General features: G+C 44.8%; 11 protein-coding genes. 7 read left to right on the top strand and 4 right to left on the bottom strand.

Translation table 11 applies throughout. The features are described 5' to 3' along the window. Nucleotides 1-34 precede the first annotated feature (34 nt). The 3 genes from pbpC to BGP76_RS14675 form a co-directional block, all read right to left on the bottom strand. A complete protein-coding gene (gene pbpC / locus BGP76_RS14685; protein ID WP_119845242.1) occupies nucleotides 35-2,452 on the bottom strand; it encodes a penicillin-binding protein 1C in 2,418 nt (805 codons plus the stop codon). After that, the gene (locus BGP76_RS14680) at nucleotides 2,403-7,931 is read right to left on the bottom strand and encodes an Ig-like domain-containing alpha-2-macroglobulin family protein (RefSeq protein ID WP_119845241.1); all 5,529 of its coding nucleotides are present in this window, start codon (nucleotides 7,929-7,931) and stop codon (nucleotides 2,403-2,405) included. The genes pbpC and BGP76_RS14680 overlap by 50 nt, the downstream gene beginning before the upstream one ends. Before the next feature lie 288 nt (nucleotides 7,932-8,219). Further along, nucleotides 8,220-9,311 carry a hypothetical protein gene (locus tag BGP76_RS14675; protein WP_119845240.1) on the bottom strand — a complete coding sequence of 364 codons (1,092 nt, stop codon included), beginning with the start codon at nucleotides 9,309-9,311 and terminating at the stop codon, nucleotides 8,220-8,222. Nucleotides 9,312-9,791: 480 nt separating this feature from the next. Here BGP76_RS14675 and cmk point away from each other — a divergent pair, with 480 nt between their 5' ends. From cmk to BGP76_RS14660, 3 genes are all read left to right on the top strand, one after another. Then, entirely contained in the window at nucleotides 9,792-10,478 is a 687-nt protein-coding gene (gene cmk / locus BGP76_RS14670) for a (d)CMP kinase (RefSeq protein WP_073121501.1), read from the top strand. A gap of 29 nt (nucleotides 10,479-10,507) precedes the next feature. Beyond that, a complete protein-coding gene (locus BGP76_RS14665) occupies nucleotides 10,508-11,470 on the top strand; it encodes a hypothetical protein (RefSeq protein WP_119845239.1) in 963 nt (320 codons plus the stop codon). Between the two features lie 101 nt (nucleotides 11,471-11,571). Continuing rightward, a complete protein-coding gene (locus BGP76_RS14660) occupies nucleotides 11,572-12,477 on the top strand; it encodes a 4-hydroxy-3-methylbut-2-enyl diphosphate reductase (protein WP_119845238.1) in 906 nt (301 codons plus the stop codon). 3 nt (nucleotides 12,478-12,480) lie between these two features. Here BGP76_RS14660 and BGP76_RS14655 read toward each other — a convergent pair whose 3' ends face one another. After that, nucleotides 12,481-13,158, bottom strand: coding sequence for a hypothetical protein (locus tag BGP76_RS14655; protein ID WP_147407482.1), 678 nt, complete (start codon nucleotides 13,156-13,158; stop codon nucleotides 12,481-12,483). 175 nt (nucleotides 13,159-13,333) lie between these two features. Between BGP76_RS14655 and BGP76_RS14650 the strand changes: the two genes are divergently transcribed. From BGP76_RS14650 to BGP76_RS14635, 4 genes are read left to right on the top strand one after another with little or no spacing between them, the layout of a single operon-like run. Then, on the top strand, nucleotides 13,334-14,686 hold the full coding sequence (locus BGP76_RS14650) for a Na(+)-translocating NADH-quinone reductase subunit A (protein WP_119845236.1): 1,353 nt from the start codon (nucleotides 13,334-13,336) through the stop codon (nucleotides 14,684-14,686). Nucleotides 14,687-14,694: 8 nt separating this feature from the next. Next, nucleotides 14,695-15,885 carry an NADH:ubiquinone reductase (Na(+)-transporting) subunit B gene (locus BGP76_RS14645; protein ID WP_073121512.1) on the top strand — a complete coding sequence of 397 codons (1,191 nt, stop codon included), beginning with the start codon at nucleotides 14,695-14,697 and terminating at the stop codon, nucleotides 15,883-15,885. Beyond that, a complete protein-coding gene (nqrC, locus tag BGP76_RS14640) occupies nucleotides 15,872-16,672 on the top strand; it encodes an NADH:ubiquinone reductase (Na(+)-transporting) subunit C (protein ID WP_119845235.1) in 801 nt (266 codons plus the stop codon). Before BGP76_RS14645 ends, nqrC begins: the two co-directional genes overlap by 14 nt. Nucleotides 16,673-16,714: 42 nt before the next feature. After that, nucleotides 16,715-17,392 carry an NADH:ubiquinone reductase (Na(+)-transporting) subunit D gene (locus BGP76_RS14635; RefSeq protein WP_073121517.1) on the top strand — a complete coding sequence of 226 codons (678 nt, stop codon included), beginning with the start codon at nucleotides 16,715-16,717 and terminating at the stop codon, nucleotides 17,390-17,392. The last annotated feature ends 3 nt before the right edge of the window (nucleotides 17,393-17,395 follow it).

Genomic DNA, 17,395 nt, shown 5'->3' with positions numbered 1-17,395 from the left:
AAGGTAGATATAATCTGTCTTTTCTGTAACGCTATTAGTTAATCACCTCAAATTTTAAGGCTAAACTTTGCCCTTCCTCATCGAGTACATAGAGGGTATGGTCTCCAGCCTCTGCGACAATACCCATCTGGTGGGGTACAGTTGTCTGTCCTAGATAGTCTCCATCCATATGCCAATAGACCTGCTGATGGATATCCTGATGCGCGATCTCAAAAATGGCCTGACCTTTCTTCCCGTCGATTTCATTGGGGATATAAATTTTGGACTGGTCTTTCGGATAGATAAATGACATGTGCTTTCGGTCGTCGGTCTCTTGACACGCAGGCATAAACTCAGGTACTGCCCGATAGTCTGAGTGATACCTACGATAATACCACGCCTGCACTGGTGGCAAAATAAACCAATTGCTTTGTACCATATTCTGTACCGAATAGCAAGCGCTATTGACTTGATACCTCTCAGTACTATCTAGATGCAGTTGTTCATGGTAAGGGCATATCTCAGATTGTCCAACTGATAAGGGTACACTCTCAGCGCGTGTCGACTCACAATAGTCCCCCGCACGATGACCACTCAAAATACAGATTTCTGCAGCGATCGTCTCATGGGTCGGTGCAGAAAGATCCAACGTCCCGTCCAACGCTTCGAATACATCAAACATCAAAGGAGCAGCAGCCCGCACACCCACCAAACCAGATCGGCCTTCCCCATCAGCATTGCCTACCCATACGCCTACCACATATTGGCCATTGATCCCTATCGACCATGCATCTCGAAAACCATAGCTCGTCCCAGTCTTCCATGCCACATCAGATGATCCATTCAACCGCTCCCAGTTTTCGAAATCCTCGGGGCGGTTCAGGTCAGTCATTGCTGTGAGTGCCGACCAGATACCTCCGACACTCAAAGGTGACGTACGAACATCCATATAGCGATTCTGATCTACCTCTGTATCGTAGCTCAAAAGACCATAGTCACGACTATCATAGGTGCGTGTGACAGGTCGTGTTTTTCCTCCATCATATACTCTGTACATATTGGTGTACATATTGGTCAACTCCCAGAGACTAGACTCTGAGCCACCTAATATGATGGACAACCCATAGTGGTCTGGACCGAATCTCAGACTAGACATACCCAGTTCCTGAAGCTTGTGGTGAAACCGCTCATACCCATAGTCGATGAGTAGGTTGACAAAAGGCAAATTGAGCGATCTCCTCAAAGCCTCATCTGCAGACACTGCCCCGCGATACTTCTTGTCAAAATTCTTGGGAGAAAAACCTTTGTGAATCAATGGGTAATCTTTGGTGAGTTGGCGGGGCGCAATCTGACCATCATCGATAGCCGCCGCATATAGAAATGGTTTTAGCAAGCTACCCGTACTACGCTGTGCCGTGATCACATCTACATGTTCTCCATGTAAATGCCCCGCATCCGTATTGCCAAGATAGGCTTTGGCCTCTCCCGTTGCGATCTCCACAACTAGTACCGCAGCATTGTGAATGTGGTTTTCTACCAGTGCCTCCATGTGCTCATGTGTCTTTTGGTAGACATAGCGCTGTAGCCTCGTGTCTAACGTCACCACAATCCGCTGGCCGAGTTTCCCATCCTTGATCGCACGAGTAAGAAGGTGAGGAGCCAACTGCGGAAGAGGCTTTGGTCTCCCAGGCAACTCCTCCACGAGAGACAATCGGTAGGTCAAAGAATCAATGATCCCACGGTCTAAAAGCTTAGCCAACAAGAAGGCTCTTTTGTTTTCCAGCAACTCATCATTTCGTCCTGGGAAAATCAAGGCGGGACTATTCGGTAACACCGCCAGCGCGGCAGCCTCTCCCCATGACAACTGATCCGCCGATCGACCGTAGTAGCGCCATGCCGCAGCATCCAGTCCCACGACATTGCCACCGAATGGAGCATGTGCACTGTACATCACCAGTATCTGTTCTTTAGAATAAAGCAACTCCAGTTTCAGCGCCATGAAGCTCTCCAGAATCTTCTCCCCAAACGTCCGAGCAGGATTGTGACGAGACATTCGTATCACCTGCATACTCAGTGTACTACCTCCACGGCGGATACTGCCTGCACGTATGTTCGAAAGTAGCGCATGAAATATCGATACAGGGTTGATTCCTGGATGATAATCAAAATACTCATCCTCGAACAGCCGAATACACTGAGCAAAACGATCAGGTACTGTATCCCGCTGCGGAAACCTCCACTGTCCATCATCCGCTATAATGGCTGCTAGTAACTGTCCATCACGTGTCTCCAGCGTCGTAGCATAGTGATCTTCGAAGACCGGATCAGAGAGAGGGACGACCCAAAAGAAAAACAACGCTACCAAAAAGCACAATGCGAGTGCCTTTTGGTAGCGCTTCCACTGACTGATATGGAGAATGATTTTATTCCACATTGACCCAACCACCAGCCGTATTGGCGTAGATATTGTCATCGTACATCGCTTCTACTACGACAGCTGGCATGTAGTACTTGCCTTTGTAAGCAGAGTTCAGCTTGATCTCAAAGGTCTTTTTTTCTTTTTCTTTCAGGTCAAAATACAGCATTACTCTATCATCACGAATGTCCGCATACTCTGGTGAATCATAACCAGTATTGATCAACTCACCGTTTAGACGTTCATTTAAGATTTCCCATCCTGAGGGGAAAATCTGTGTCAATGCGATCTCTTCATAGTCCCCACTCAGACCCGTATTCTGAACTGAAATGATCGCTGAGAAATCAGTATTCTGCGCGATATCTTTTACTTTGACAGGCGTTCCTTCCTTGCTCACATATTGGATATCAAACGCAATATTTCGCTGCTTGGCTTCTTCATCGCCTTCTAGTGGCACGCCTTTTCTGATCAAGCGCACATAGATAGGCGAACCGCCCTTGTTGTTGACATAGAGCGGTTGCTGCTTGTCTACATTCTTTAGCTCCACAGTCGTGACATAGGTGCCTGGGTTAAACTTCACATTGGCTCCATCTTCTTTCACCTCGAAACTCACATAACTCGCATCCATATCTTTGGTATAGCTTTGGATACCTATCAGACTAAAAGCAGTGGTCTGAGTACTCATCCACTGATTCTTATTAGACATTTTCTCCGCTATTTTTTCGAGGATAGGAAAAGCTTCTTCCTTGCGCCCTAGATATGCCAACGTCTCCAAAATCATCGCACGATCCCTGATCCCAGATCCATAGGTATAGGACATCTCTCTATAGTCCTCTACCTCTGTCGTAAGACCTTTGATCAACTCATTGGCGACATCAGGAAATCCAGCTACTGCGTAAGTCAGTGCTAGTCTCCATTTAGATACGGTAGACAATTGGTCCGTCTGCTTCAGTCTGTTCATTGATCCGACGACCTTCTCGCCGGCAAGTGCTAAACCATAGAGTCGATAGGACTGCACCAAATCACTCCTACGTCTACCCCCAGATGACCACTGGTTCGCCTGTCGCTTCTGATACTTGACCCAACTGGTCAGCATGTTCTCTGGCACGGCATAACCGGCTTTCTTTGCTTCCAGCATAAAGTGTCCGGCATAGTTGGTGCCCCAGTCGTTCTCTTGTACCTGACCTGGCCAGTAAGCAAAGCCGCCATTGGTGGTTTGGAAAGTCCTCAATCTCTGAATAGCTGCATTGATATTTCGCTCGATCGCAGTACGACTCTCAGCGGTGATCGCCGTTAGCTCTCCCAGATATAACTGTGCAAATACGGATGATACCGTCTGCTCGATACAGCCATGAGGATACTGGATCAAATACTGCATGCGCTGCTCCAAGTTGAGCGGGGGCAAGGTACTGATTTCTAAGGTCGCTTCATTCGTACCCAACATACCCAGGGGGTCATAAGCCATTTGCCATTTTTCACCCGCGTTGAGGAACTTGTCACTGACATCTGTCATCGGAGGATTCGGTGCGCGTAGGTTCATCTCCACGTCATACTGTGCGACATGCTTTCCTGCTTTGGCAGTGACACCTAATTTGGCTATCCCAAAATCCCTCGTCGCTTGGGCTTTGAAATACACGACTTTCTCTCCATTCTCTGAAAAAGTTACCTTTTGGCTGCTGCTACCGATCATGCGTAGACCTTGCTTGCTTTCTAAACTAACATTGACCGATTTGACCGAAGCGTCGTTGACAAACAAAGTCACTGGAATACTGATCTCCTCATCAGGACCGACTACTCTCGGCAGTGTCGCTAGTACCATGACTGGCTGCTTGACGGGAGTCGTCACATCAGTCGATCCATAGGCACCGTCATAGGCCGCCACTACCATCGTCCGAACGCTGCCCACATACTGCGGCATTTTGATTTTGTGCTGCGCCGTCTTGCCAGCTTCGAGGACGAATGGCCCGAGGTATTTTACGACAGGTTTGAATCGGTTGGCGGTGAGGTTTTTCTTGGCTGCATCATCCAGACCTCCACCTCCTCCTACGGCAAGTAACCTTTCGATTTTGCCTCCATAAGCGCCAATCACCTCATCATACACATCCCACGTTTTGATCCCAAGAGACTCCTTGGCATAGAAACTAGACCATGGCGATGGTGTTTTAAATTTCGTCAAATCCAACAAACCATCCTCTACCATAGCAATGGTGTAGGCCATTTTTCGGCCTTTACTTTCCTTTACTTCGACAGTGAACTCTTGCTCGGGTCTTAGCTTTTCGGGCATTTTGATTTCTGGATGCAAAACCGTCGCAGGATCTGTCACCTTGATGGATTGGAGCCCATAGAGTCTAATCGGTAGGTCGTTGGCACTTTGGGCATGTGGCTGGATCAAAGTCACGTTCGCATAGACATTAGGCGCCATATCAGCGGTCGCTTCGAACGCCAATGTCGTAGACTCCTCCTCGCTATCTACCCAAAACGATTGGATGATGCGGTCGCCCGTTTCCAGACTCACCAAAATCCGCGAACCTTTGCTGCTTGGGATGTTGATTTTGACTTGCTCTCCGACTTTATATTCTTCTTTTTCCAAATCAAAACTGAGCATATTCGCTCCGCCTCGATCACCACCTTTGGCTTTTCCAGCCCACCCGGGCCAGTCTACATAGACAATCTTACCGCCACTGTGACCCGATACTGGATCTGTCACTCTTACATAGTATCTACCCCAGCTCGGATGATTAATTCTCAACTTCCACTCGGCACGTCCGTTTTCACTATCCACTTTGGCTGACTTGATCGGTCGCTCGTAGGACGACCCTATATAGTTGCTAACCTGGTTCGCGGACTGATCCCACCACCATTTCCACTCTAGCTTGTACAGTTCTACTTCCAAATCATCACGGCTGACAGGCCTGCCCTCTGCATCTACAGTTGCGATTTGTATGATGTGATCCTCATCTGTCAGTAGCATGCCACGCTTGTCCCCTTCAGGTGCTTTCACCCCGACGAAAGAAGCGTAAGGGTAGTAAGGAATAGATACCTTATCGATACTAAAGTTGCCACCTTCTTCGTAGACCTTGCCAGTAAAAACAGCCAATAGCGCACCTGGCGCATCCTCTTGCTCACCCATGGTGACATTGACCTGAGCATACCCTTCACCGTTAAGGTTACCAGAAAAGACTTCTTCGGTTCCTGAATAAAACTGCTTGGACTGATCATCAAAACTGTAGTTGGGGAATTTGTCAAAGCTCGTCGTGATAGGATAGACTGTCATGTCAAACTCAGCCTTGAGCCCTTTGGCTACTGCACCATGCAGCCATTTTACCGTCAAGTCACCGGCTATATTTTCGTCGAGTGCTGTAAGCCTTTCCTGATGAAAATCTAGATCAATTTTTAAGCGGTTGGGTTTGACCGTCTCGATACGAATGTCCTTGGTGAACTTCACGCCACTAGCCGTGACCGTGGCACTCCACCTCCCAGTGGGTGCATCAGGGTGCGTCCTCACGGTGAAGTCGAACATACCCTCTGCTGATTCCGTTTTGACCTGTTTTTTGACTAACTGCCCTTGTGGGTTTCGTAGCTCCATCACCACAGGGTATCCCTCTGGCAATTGCTTTTGGCCATCTTCTAGGATGAATGAAAGATGAATATCATCCCCTGGTCTCCAGACTCCACGTTCGCCATAGATGTAGCCTTTGATCCCTTTGCGAATGTCCTGCCCCGTCACGTTGAAATTACTCAGAGATAAGGAGGATGCATCGTTGAGTTTGAGATAAGCGTACTGCTTTCCTTTTTTGGCCATCAGGACAAAAGGCTTTCCTGTTAGTTTGATCTTCGCCTCTCCTTTGCTATTGGAGATTCCTGACCCCACGAGCTGCTGTTGAAAATCATACACCGCAAAATTAACCTCTGCCATGGCTTTAGTATCTAAGATATTGTTGGCATAGACGTAGAGCTCGCCCTGATCTGCACGCTTGGCAATCAGTCCTATATTCGAAGAAAAAACAAGCTTGCTCGCCTCATCTCTGTACATATAATAGGAGACATGACAAGGGTTTTCTCGCTTTCGCCAGTCATAGTCATTGCTATAAAAATTCTGATACGAATCCCAGTTGCTGCCCTCTTCGAGTTCTTCCCAAGTTTCTTCTTCTATGACTACTTGATTGTTCTGCTCATCTGCATTGGCACAAAAATAAATCGAGTGCTGCGGTCTAAAACCGATGCGTACATCATACATGGCTCCTGGATCGATCTGAAAAATCTCGGCTAGATCTAGAGTATAGCGGTTCCAAGCATTGAGATCCGTGACACCTTGGCCTCTGAGATTGATCGTCTTTTTGATAACGGGCCGACCGACACGATTCATTTGACCACTCGACCCTAGGTCATTGACCTGTAAATACTGGAAAATGTTGTCTTGAAAAATCTGCACGACTGTCACATCTACAGCACTCAAGCCCACCGCCTCAAAGGGCAGTATCAGGTTTTTCGAATCGGGAATGATCACACCTGAGTTTGCTACGATCTTGACATCTGGCTTGGATTGTGTGAGAATGAATGTAGTAGTATAATCCTCTTTGAGACTAAAACCTGCTACATTTTTCACTTTCCTAAATATCTTCAACTCTACCTTGCCTGACAGTTCTGCCGTAGGGTAAACCTTGAGGACATTTTTGTCAATCACATGACGGGGCTCATTGTTATCTATCGTGATGAATCCATCCAAATTCTGCTTGGCCATCAGTGGGTCACTAAAGACCACCGAGATATATTTGTCTCCACCACGGTTCAAAAACACATTGGTCACCTTAAAATCATTAAGTGCTGGGATCGTATAGTCTTCGTCTCCCTCACGATCCACACCTATCGGTTCTCCTTTCCACAGTATCTGCACCTTAGATTCCTCATTGGCACGTCGAATATCCTGTATGGTAAAACTGTAGTGTCGCTTGGCAGCATCATGATTCCATTGGATTTCCAAAGACTTCCCAGCTTGGGATGCGCTCAGGATTTTCTCCACCGATTGGCTCTCGGCGATATCTGCCGTCTGTATCACACCTTTTAGCTGGACACGCGTCAAGTCTTCTACATCATAAGGCACGAGCTCTTTGAGTTCTACTTCATAGTTCTGAACCAGCGTTACAAAGCTAAATTGGAAAACTTCTTTGTCTGCTGGTGTATCTAGGAGATCTCCTATTTTGAATGACACTTGGTAAGTCTGGCCTGATTCGAGCCTACCCTCTGGCTCAAACACAACGGTACGATTATCCTCCCAGAGCACGGTTCCTTCTATGGCTGGATTGAACTGAAATAAGCCCGCTGATCCTACATCTCCTGCTTTGATACTATCGAGTGCTTTGGACAGTTTGATTTTGATGGGAGAAGAGGTGCTAATCACCTCTGAGCTGTACTCCGAGATATAGTCTACGAATAGACTTTTAGGACTATCAAAACTAGGTTCATTCTCTTTTTTGGCATGGTCTGCGCAGGCAGTGAAAAGCAAAATGCCTATCAGTAGGATTGCAAGGTTTCGCATAGGTTAACAGGTCTGAATTAATTCGAGTGGTTCAATTTTACACAAAATATCATCCTCGGGACAAGCCCATAAGAGGTATTAGTTTTCTAATCGACAAACATAACCCAACAGGCTATCTCTCTGAGATTAAAAACGAAAAGTTAATGGTTAATCTTCTGATATAATAATGTAGCAGGAATGTTCCTTACTTTTTTGGGAGCCAAAAAAAAATAAAAATGAATGTGCTAAAACCAAAAAGAGGAAATGCATGATGCATTTCCTCTTTTTGGTTTTATTGCCTTTAGTTAATTAATGCAAAGCCACCTCGAATATCCCTGCTAACAACTCTGACGCACCGATAAAAATACCCACACCATAAGTAATATGTTTGGCGGATAAATTCGCGATCGCAAAAGGAATACCCACAAGATTGATTAACGCAAAACCACTTGCCACGATTACTCCTGCAAACAACGTGAAGTATAGGTTAGAAGTAGCCATAATACAAATAGACCCCACAGCGAGCAATACGAAACTAATTACAATCACACGCTGAAGCCCCATCTGGACTACTTTCTTACTCAGTGCAAATGCCATAATCGCAGCGAAAGCCAATAGTCCCAATGAAAAATATGCTCCTAAGCCCTCATGATCTGGGAAGTTGAGCGCGATGTATTCTGGGTAGTACTCTACCAACACCGCCTTACCAGCACCAAGAATAAAACCTACACCGATAATCGCTACATAGGTAGAGATGCCTACTGGCTTTTGGACATTGGATACAGCATCCTTTCTGTAATTGATGACTTTGGACGAACAGATTTTGTGGAAGAAATAACCACTCACTGAGATCAGCACACCCCCTACTATAAAAGTCAGCGTATCCCCAAAGAATCTAACCAACGCCACTACCACAGGCTCTAGCGCATAGATCAGCTCCGTCACCAAGAACAAGAATCCCACTACTACTGGGAGTTGTTTAGCTGGCGCAAATGCCTCGATCATAGAATATGCAGGACTGATAAACAGATTCATAGATATCAACCAGAGTAAAATCATATAAGGCAGAAACACCCGCATCTCGTTGGCTGGACCAGCACCGATGATAGATGCCACGATCATAAAAATCATCGCAGTAGCTCCAATACCGACTGTAAAAACGACAAAGAATTTTCCGTTTTTCTTCAAGAAATAATCAGCCGTTAACCCTGCCAACGGAGGAATAATGACCAGAACGAAAGCCTTGGCCACTACAAGAAATGAGGATAGTTCCGTAAAATTAAAATTCTCTAATACGACAGGTTGATACTCGTGATAGGCTATCCAGCTGATCACCAGCGCGACGTTCAAAGCAGCCAAGCTCAAAATCTCAGGCCACTTTACTTGATTAGTTTGTTCCATGTTTTAGTTTTTTTATTAATCTCTTGTCCTATGTACGACTATCTGTAGCTACATAGATTTTCTACCTCTTGAAATATTTCAAGTTTTATTTAAAATGCTAGTTGAAAGGGCTTAATTCTGTTTTAGAAAGGCTACTTAAATTGGTTAGTTTTTTTCAAAATAAATGGCACATCAAATGATTTGACAATCAATATATTACATAGCCAAGTATAGTAAGCTAATCATAAGCTCGACCAACTCAAACTTTATGACATTCGTTTAATCCCTATATTTGTTTTATCCATTTAAAAAAACACTGATTTGAAAGTTACAGGACGTCTATTTACACTGGTTGCGATGCTGGCTATTTTGAGCTTTAACTCATGCAAATCCTCACAATACCCTCAAGAACGAAAAGCTCGAAAAATCAAGAAAGGCAAACCAATCCCTTGCCCAGTCAAAGACTGTTGATACGCCTAAATCACACAAACAATCCCACTCATGAAAAAAATCATCATTGCCATAGATGGCTACTCAGCCTGCGGCAAAAGCTCCACTGCCAAACAAGTCGCATCAAAACTCAACTATAGATATGTAGATACTGGGGCGATGTACCGGGCGGTCACGCTGTATTTCATGGAAAACTATATAGACAAGACCAATCCCAAATCAGTCGAAAAGGCACTGGACAAAATAGAAATCACCTTCCACCACAACGAGCATACAGGTCAAAGCGAGACCTATCTCAATGGACTCAATGTCGAAAAAAGAATTCGTGAGATGGAAATCTCCCAAAACGTCAGTGAAGTCAGTGCTATCAAAGCAGTCCGAATAGACCTAGTCAAGCAACAACAAAAAATGGGACGATCCAAAGGTCTAGTCATGGACGGCAGAGATATCGGCAGTGTCGTGTTCCCAGAGGCAGAGCTCAAGATATTCATGACAGCAGACTTTGATGTACGGGCAGAGCGCAGACAAAAAGAACTCTTCGACAAAGACCAACTGGTAGATCTCGATGACGTCAAGGCCAATCTCAAACAAAGAGACACCATTGATACCACACGAGCCGAGAGTCCACTGACCCGTCCCGAAGACAGCGTAGAAATCGACACCACACACATGTTCTTCGAAGAGCAAGTAGACCGCATCGTGCAACTAGCAGATAGTAGAGCTATTAAGAAGTTGTGAAGTTTGACTAGATAAATTATTAGACAATAATGAATTTGCTAAGTAAATTTTTGCCAACAAACATAAAAACACGAAAGATGGTCGCTGTGCTAGCAACCATTTTTATAGCGTCCCCTCTTACGATTTGGGGAATATATGCGATTGGTGAATATGGAATTGCTTTATTTATCCTTACCCCACTCCTCATAGGTTTAGTTTCTACGATTCTCTTAGGTCACAACCGAACAGTCAGTACCAAAGAAGCCTTACAAATTAGCTTCATTACTCTAGGAGTGTTTACTGGTGGTTTAATTCTATTTGCTATTGAGGGATTAATATGCATTGGTATGGCCAGTCCAATAGCTGCCATTTTCACATTGATTGGTGGCCTAACGGGAAAATCTCTTGTAAACAAAAGGCCAGATCACTCACTTACTATTATTCTCATATCAACAATCAGCATTCCTATCACAGCATTTTCTGAAAAAGAGAATACTAGTAACAGACTACATACTGTATCAACCAGTTTAATCATCAACGCAAGTATTGAATCCGTTTGGCACAACGTAATTGAATTTCCTAAAATGGAAGAACCCTCTGAGTTTATTTTCAAAACTGGGATTTCTTACCCCATTAATTCCGAAATTAAAGGAAAGGGAACTAATGCTATTCGTTATTGTAATTTCAATACAGGTAGTTTTGTAGAGCCCATTACGGAGTGGTCAAAGCCAAAAAGGTTGCGATTTGACGTATTAGAACAGCCAGAGCCGATGATAGAATACAGCTTATGGGATATAAATGCACCTCATTTGCATGATTATTTTGTATCTGAGCGTGGAGAGTTCAAACTCACAAAACTTCCGAACGGTCAAACAGAACTAACAGGAACTACTTGGTACAGGCACAACATTAAACCCAGTACATACTGGAAAATTTGGAGTGATTGGATAATCCATAAAATACACACCCGCGTGCTTAACCACATCAAAATAAATGCAGAAAATGCTAGTTAGAATTTGATCATCACTTTGGTTATTACAAGACAATCACAATACTCACATTATCCACCAAAAAAATTTGTTTTAATTTTGCAATAGCACTAGGTAGTCGCACCATGAAAATAGAAATCGATAGTAATTCAGGATATTGTTTTGGCGTGGAGTACGCCATCGAGATGGCCGAGGACGAGCTCAATGAGAACGGCACCCTCTACTGCCTCGGTGATATCGTACACAATCACATGGAGGTCGAACGCCTAGCCGCCAAAGGACTCAAAATCATTGATCAAGAGGATATGAAAAATCTCCACGATTGTAAAGTCCTCATCCGTGCCCATGGCGAGCCACCAGAAACCTATAAGCTAGCCATCCAAAACAACATTGAGCTCATCGACGCATCCTGTCCAGTCGTACTGAAACTCCAAAACCGAGTTAAAGGATCTTTCGACCAAATGGAAGAAGTAGCAGGTCAGATCGTTATCTATGGCAAGCCTGGCCATGCAGAGGTCATCGGTCTCACAGGCCAGACCAAAGAAAAAGCCATCATTGTGATGGAAGATGAAGACTTGGAGCAGATTGATTTTTCTCGTCCCATCACCTTATATAGTCAGACAACTAAAAGCACCAAAGGCTTCTATCGCCTCAAAGCGATGATAGAAGAACGCATCGCTGCAACCAAAGGAATAGAAAACACCAGCCTAGAAGTCACCGATTTCAAAGCCAATGACAGCATCTGCCGTCAGGTCTCCAATCGCGAACCAAGCATGGAGAAGTTCTCACAAAAGCATGATGTCATCATTTTCGTCAGTGGTAAGAAAAGTTCTAACGGACGAGCACTTTATGGTGTTTGCAAAAATTTCAACGAAAGGAGTTATTTCATCGGAAGCGAAGAAGAACTAGACCTAGACTGGATCAAAGCAGAAGACTCAGTCGGTATCTGCGGCGCGACCTCTACGCCCATGTGGCTCATGGAACGGGTAAAAAATTATATTGAAGCACAATTCAGTGCTGCAGCTATATAATAACTACCTCCCATTCATCACCACTCCTATAGATATCTCCAACCCCTCCAGCATCAGATTAGCATCTGCATAGTCCACGGGGCGGGTTTCTATCATGCCCCCATAGCTGCCTCCACTATAGTCACCTTTCAGAGTCATTCCAGATTGGCCAGATAGATACTCTACTTCTGTGGTGATAGAAAATTTTCGATTGACATGAAAGGCTAGTTCTACACCAGCCATCCATCCAGCGCCGAGTTTACTCTTCATGTCCACATTAGCATTGGCGACATCCCAGCCCTCATAGTCCGCAATCGCCCTATCCAGATTGCCATAGTTGAGGCGCGGACTGATGTGCCATATGCCAAACCCTCCTGCCAGCAACTGAAACGACATACGATCACCCTCTATGCCCAGTGTGAGCTGCAGTGGCACGAGCACCGACCAAAATGGCCCTGCCAGTGGCTTATCAGACTCGAAGGGAAGACCAGACATCGGTAGTCCAGGCATATTATAGAGTGAGGCTCCCGTTGCGAAACCAATCATTCCCCATTTGTATCCCAAACCCCGCACCGAAAGCGGACTAACAGGAGCAGAAAAATATCCATCTTTAGGGATGATAAAAGACATAGACACCCCCTGCCCAAAAGCAGGCATGACAGAAACTAAAGCAAGTACTAGGATCAATATTTTTGGCCTCATTTTCAACACTTTTAAGCACAATTTAGGGAGGAAAAATTGATTTCAAATCAGAGCCTTTACCATTCGATTCCAGCCCTGTGAATTACTTTTATCTATAATTCTACGTATTCCCGCATTTGATCAATTTTTTGTTACTTTTGCAAAGTTTTCAAAACAAGATTTATTGCACTAAAATATGTCTCAGAATATCAAGCTTAAGAAAGGTTTTGACATCAACCTTGCTGGAAAAGCTGAAAAGAAAATCGCGGAGCTCTCTCAGCCAGAGACTTTTGCTATCAAACCCGTAGACTTTGTTGGGATGAGCCGAGCTAAATTGCTCATCAAGGAAGGAGATACTGTCAAGGCAGGGTCACCGATCATGATCGACAAACTCGTGGAGGACGTCATGTACTGTTCGCCTGTCAGCGGAGAAATAGCAGAGATCGTTAGAGGAGCGAAAAGAAAAATTTTGGAAGTCCGAATCCTTGCAGATAAGGAAGTGGCCTTCGAATCTTTCGAAAAGCACACAGATGTCAGCGGTATCTCACGAGAAGCTGCCATTGATCAAATGAAAAAAGGAGGCGTATGGCCCAACATTATCCAAAGACCGTACGGCGTAGTAGCCAATACGGAGGATAAACCAAAGGCTATTTTCATCTCTGCATTTGACACGCACCCCTTGGCACCAGACCTGAACTTTACACTTCAGGAAGATGCCAAATACTATGAGGCTGGTGTAGCGATCTTGTCAAAGCTCACAGAAGGAAAAGTTCACATCAACGTCAATAAAGACAATGCGGACTTCTTCAAAAGCGGAAAAGCGCAAATCAATACTGTTGACGGTCCACACCCAGCAGGAAACGTCGGTGTTCAGATTCACCACATTGATGCGATCAACAAAGGCGAAGTAGCCTGGACCGTATCGCCATACGGTGTAGCACAGATCGGAAAACTCTTCCTCGAAGGAAAATACGACGCATCTAAAATCATCGCATTGACTGGGTCGGAAGTAAAAGCTCCACAGTACTACAAAACCTACACAGGTGCCGCCATCAACAAGCTAGTCGATGGCACAACCAAAGAAGGTCACATCAGATACATCTCTGGTAACGTACTGACAGGAAAACAAATCAACTCTACAGGGTACATCGGGTTCTATGACAATCAAGTCACGGTAATACCAGAAGGAGACCACTACGAGTTCTTTGGTTGGATCACACCGACCACTAAGAAGTTAAGTTTTCACAGAGCCTTTGGACTTCTGTCGTTCCTAGGAGGAAAAAACAAAGAATATGTACTCGACACCAATACCAAAGGACAACACAGAGCCTTTGTACAGACAGGTGCTTTCGAAAAAGTGCTCCCAATGGACATTTTACCGACACACCTGATCAAAGCGGTACTAGCAGAAGACTATGACGACATGGAAGGCCTAGGGATATACGAAGTGATCGAAGAGGATTTGGCTCTTTGTGAATTCATCGATGTATCTAAGAATGACATCCAGTCGATCTTGAGAGAAGGAATAGATTTAGTAAAAAATAGTTAAGAGCATAGATGAAATTTATAGAAGACATTTTTGCAAAAGTTCGCCCTAACTTCGAAAAAGGAGGCAAATGGGAGAAGTTTTACTATATATACGAAGCACACGAGACCCTGTTTTTAGTCCCGAATAGCACAACTGGTGCGACTGGGGTACAGGTACGTGATGCGATCGATATGAAGAGAATGATGATGACCGTGATCATCGCCATGATACCTTGTTTACTTTTTGGTATCTGGAATGCAGGTCATCAGCACTACCTAGCGGTAGGAGAAGTAGCAGCACTAGGGGATAAGCTGTTGACAGGAGCGATACTCGTCGTGCCTATCATCGCAGTATCTTATGCAGTAGGGCTAGGCATAGAATTTACCTTCGCTACGATCAACAGACACGATGTGAATGAAGGCTTTTTGGTGACAGGGATGTTGATTCCATTGGTCATGCCAGCTTCTATTCCATTATGGCAAGTAGGGTTGGCTACAGCATTTGCCGTGATAATTGGCAAAGAAGTATTCGGCGGTACTGGGATGAACATCCTCAACGTAGCATTGACAGCAAGAGCCTTTTTGTACTTTGCATATCCATCACAGATATCTGGTGATGTATGGTCATACATCGGAGACGGTACTGCAGTAGCAGGTTTTTCGGGAGCTACACCACTAGCAGTAGGTGCAGCGGCAGTAGAAGGTACTACACCGATGGTCGAAATGCTCAACAATAGTTGGTCTACCGGCTTATTTGATTTCTGGAATATGTTCCTCGGTATCATGCCAGGATCTATCGGAGAGACCTCTACTTTGATGTGCTTGATCGGTGCAGCGATATTGATCGGTACAGGTGTAGGTAGCTGGAAAATCATCTTCAGTGTATTTGCAGGAGCCTTTGTCATGGGAACTGTATGTAACCTAGTCGGAGCTAATGAATACATGCTACTCCCTGCACAGTACCACCTCGTAATTGGTGGTCTGGCATTCGGAGCGGTCTTTATGGCTTCTGACCCTGTGACTGCTACACAGACCGAAACAGGCAAATGGATATATGGTTTCCTCATCGGGATACTAACAGTAATCATCCGAGTATTTAACCCAGCTTACCCAGAGGGAATTATGCTGGCTATATTATTAATGAACGTATTTGCTCCACTAATCGATTATTACGTGGTAGCAGCTAACAAGAAAAGGAGGTTGAAACGTGCAACGGTCTAATTTATACATCATCATTTTCTCTGCAGTATTGACAATCATACTCGGAGGTTTGCTATCTGGAACATCAGTCGTCTTGAAGCCACTTCAGGACAAGCAAGTAGAACTAGATACAAAGAAAAAGATTTTGGGAGCCGTGATGGACATTTCTGACATCAAGGATTCGAAAGAAATCTTAGCACTATACAAGGAAAGAGTTACTTCGACCGTCGTTGATATCAATGGCGAACCAATGGAAAAAGATGCCAAAGGCAATCCATTGGTTGCGGAGAAAATCGATTTCGGTAAGAATCACAAAAAAGATCCTCAAACGAGACCATATCCTGTATTCATGTTCATGAAAGAAGGAACAGAAGAGGTAGATTCTTACATTTTACCCATGTTTGGCGCAGGTCTTTGGGACTGGATTTCAGGTTTTGTAGCTTTGGATAGTGATCTTAACACAGTCAGAGGGGTAGCTTTTGACCACAAGTCCGAAACACCTGGTCTAGGTGCTAGAATCACAACATCTGTCATTCAAAGCAGATATGTCGGCAAGAAGATCTTTGATGAGCAGGGCAACATCGCTTCTGTCTCTATGGTCAAAGGTGAAAAAGGTGAGCCACTAGATGATCACCACGTAGACGGTATGTCTGGAGCGACATTGACAGGAAAAGGTGTCAACGCCATGCTGAAACAATACTTGACCTTCTACGCTGCCTACATCGAAAAGGTGCAGTCAGGAGACAAAGCTCAGGCAGTAGCAGCACCGATAGAAGAGGCAGCAGTCACTGAAGAGCAAAATATTTAATTGATATTTACTTGGGTCTAACCCATCAAAATAGATAAAGAAATGAGTACAGAAACTTTGGAACAACCGATCGTCAAGGAGCCATCGGAACCTTTACTTTCCAAAAGAAGAAAGAAATTCATTACTGACCCGCTGAACGATGACAACCCGATCACCATACAGGTATTGGGGATCTGTTCTGCACTGGCCGTCACGGTCAAGATGCAGCCAACACTCGTCATGTCCATCGCGGTTGTGTTCGTAATCGTATTTTCTAACCTCATCATTTCGATGATGAGAAACATCATTCCAGGTCGAATCAGGATCATCGTACAGTTAGCGATCGTTGCTACGCTCGTGACACTGGTAAGTGAATTCCTCAAAGCCTATCTCTTTGATATGTACAAGGTACTGGGTGCTTTCGTAGGACTGATCATTACCAACTGTATCGTCATGGGACGTCTAGAAGCATTCGCCATGGCCAACAAAGCCTACGACTCTGTACTAGACGGGCTAGGTAGTGGTTTTGGTTATGCGTGGATTATCTTGACGGTAGCGTTCTTTAGAGAACTATTCGGGTCAGGGTCAGTGTTTGACTTTCCAGTATACGGAACCATCGAAAACCTCACTGGTTTCGCCATCCCTACCAATGGATTGATGGTCGATTCGATCGGCGCATTTATGGTGTTGGGTATCATCATTTGGATACAAAGAACTAAAAACGGATACGTAGAACATTAAGAG

Source organism: Reichenbachiella sp. MSK19-1 (assembly GCF_003590315.1).
Taxonomy (GTDB): domain Bacteria; phylum Bacteroidota; class Bacteroidia; order Cytophagales; family Cyclobacteriaceae; genus Reichenbachiella; species Reichenbachiella agariperforans.
Note: the sequence above shows the minus strand (reverse complement) of the source record. Positions and strands in the feature narration are given on the sequence as shown.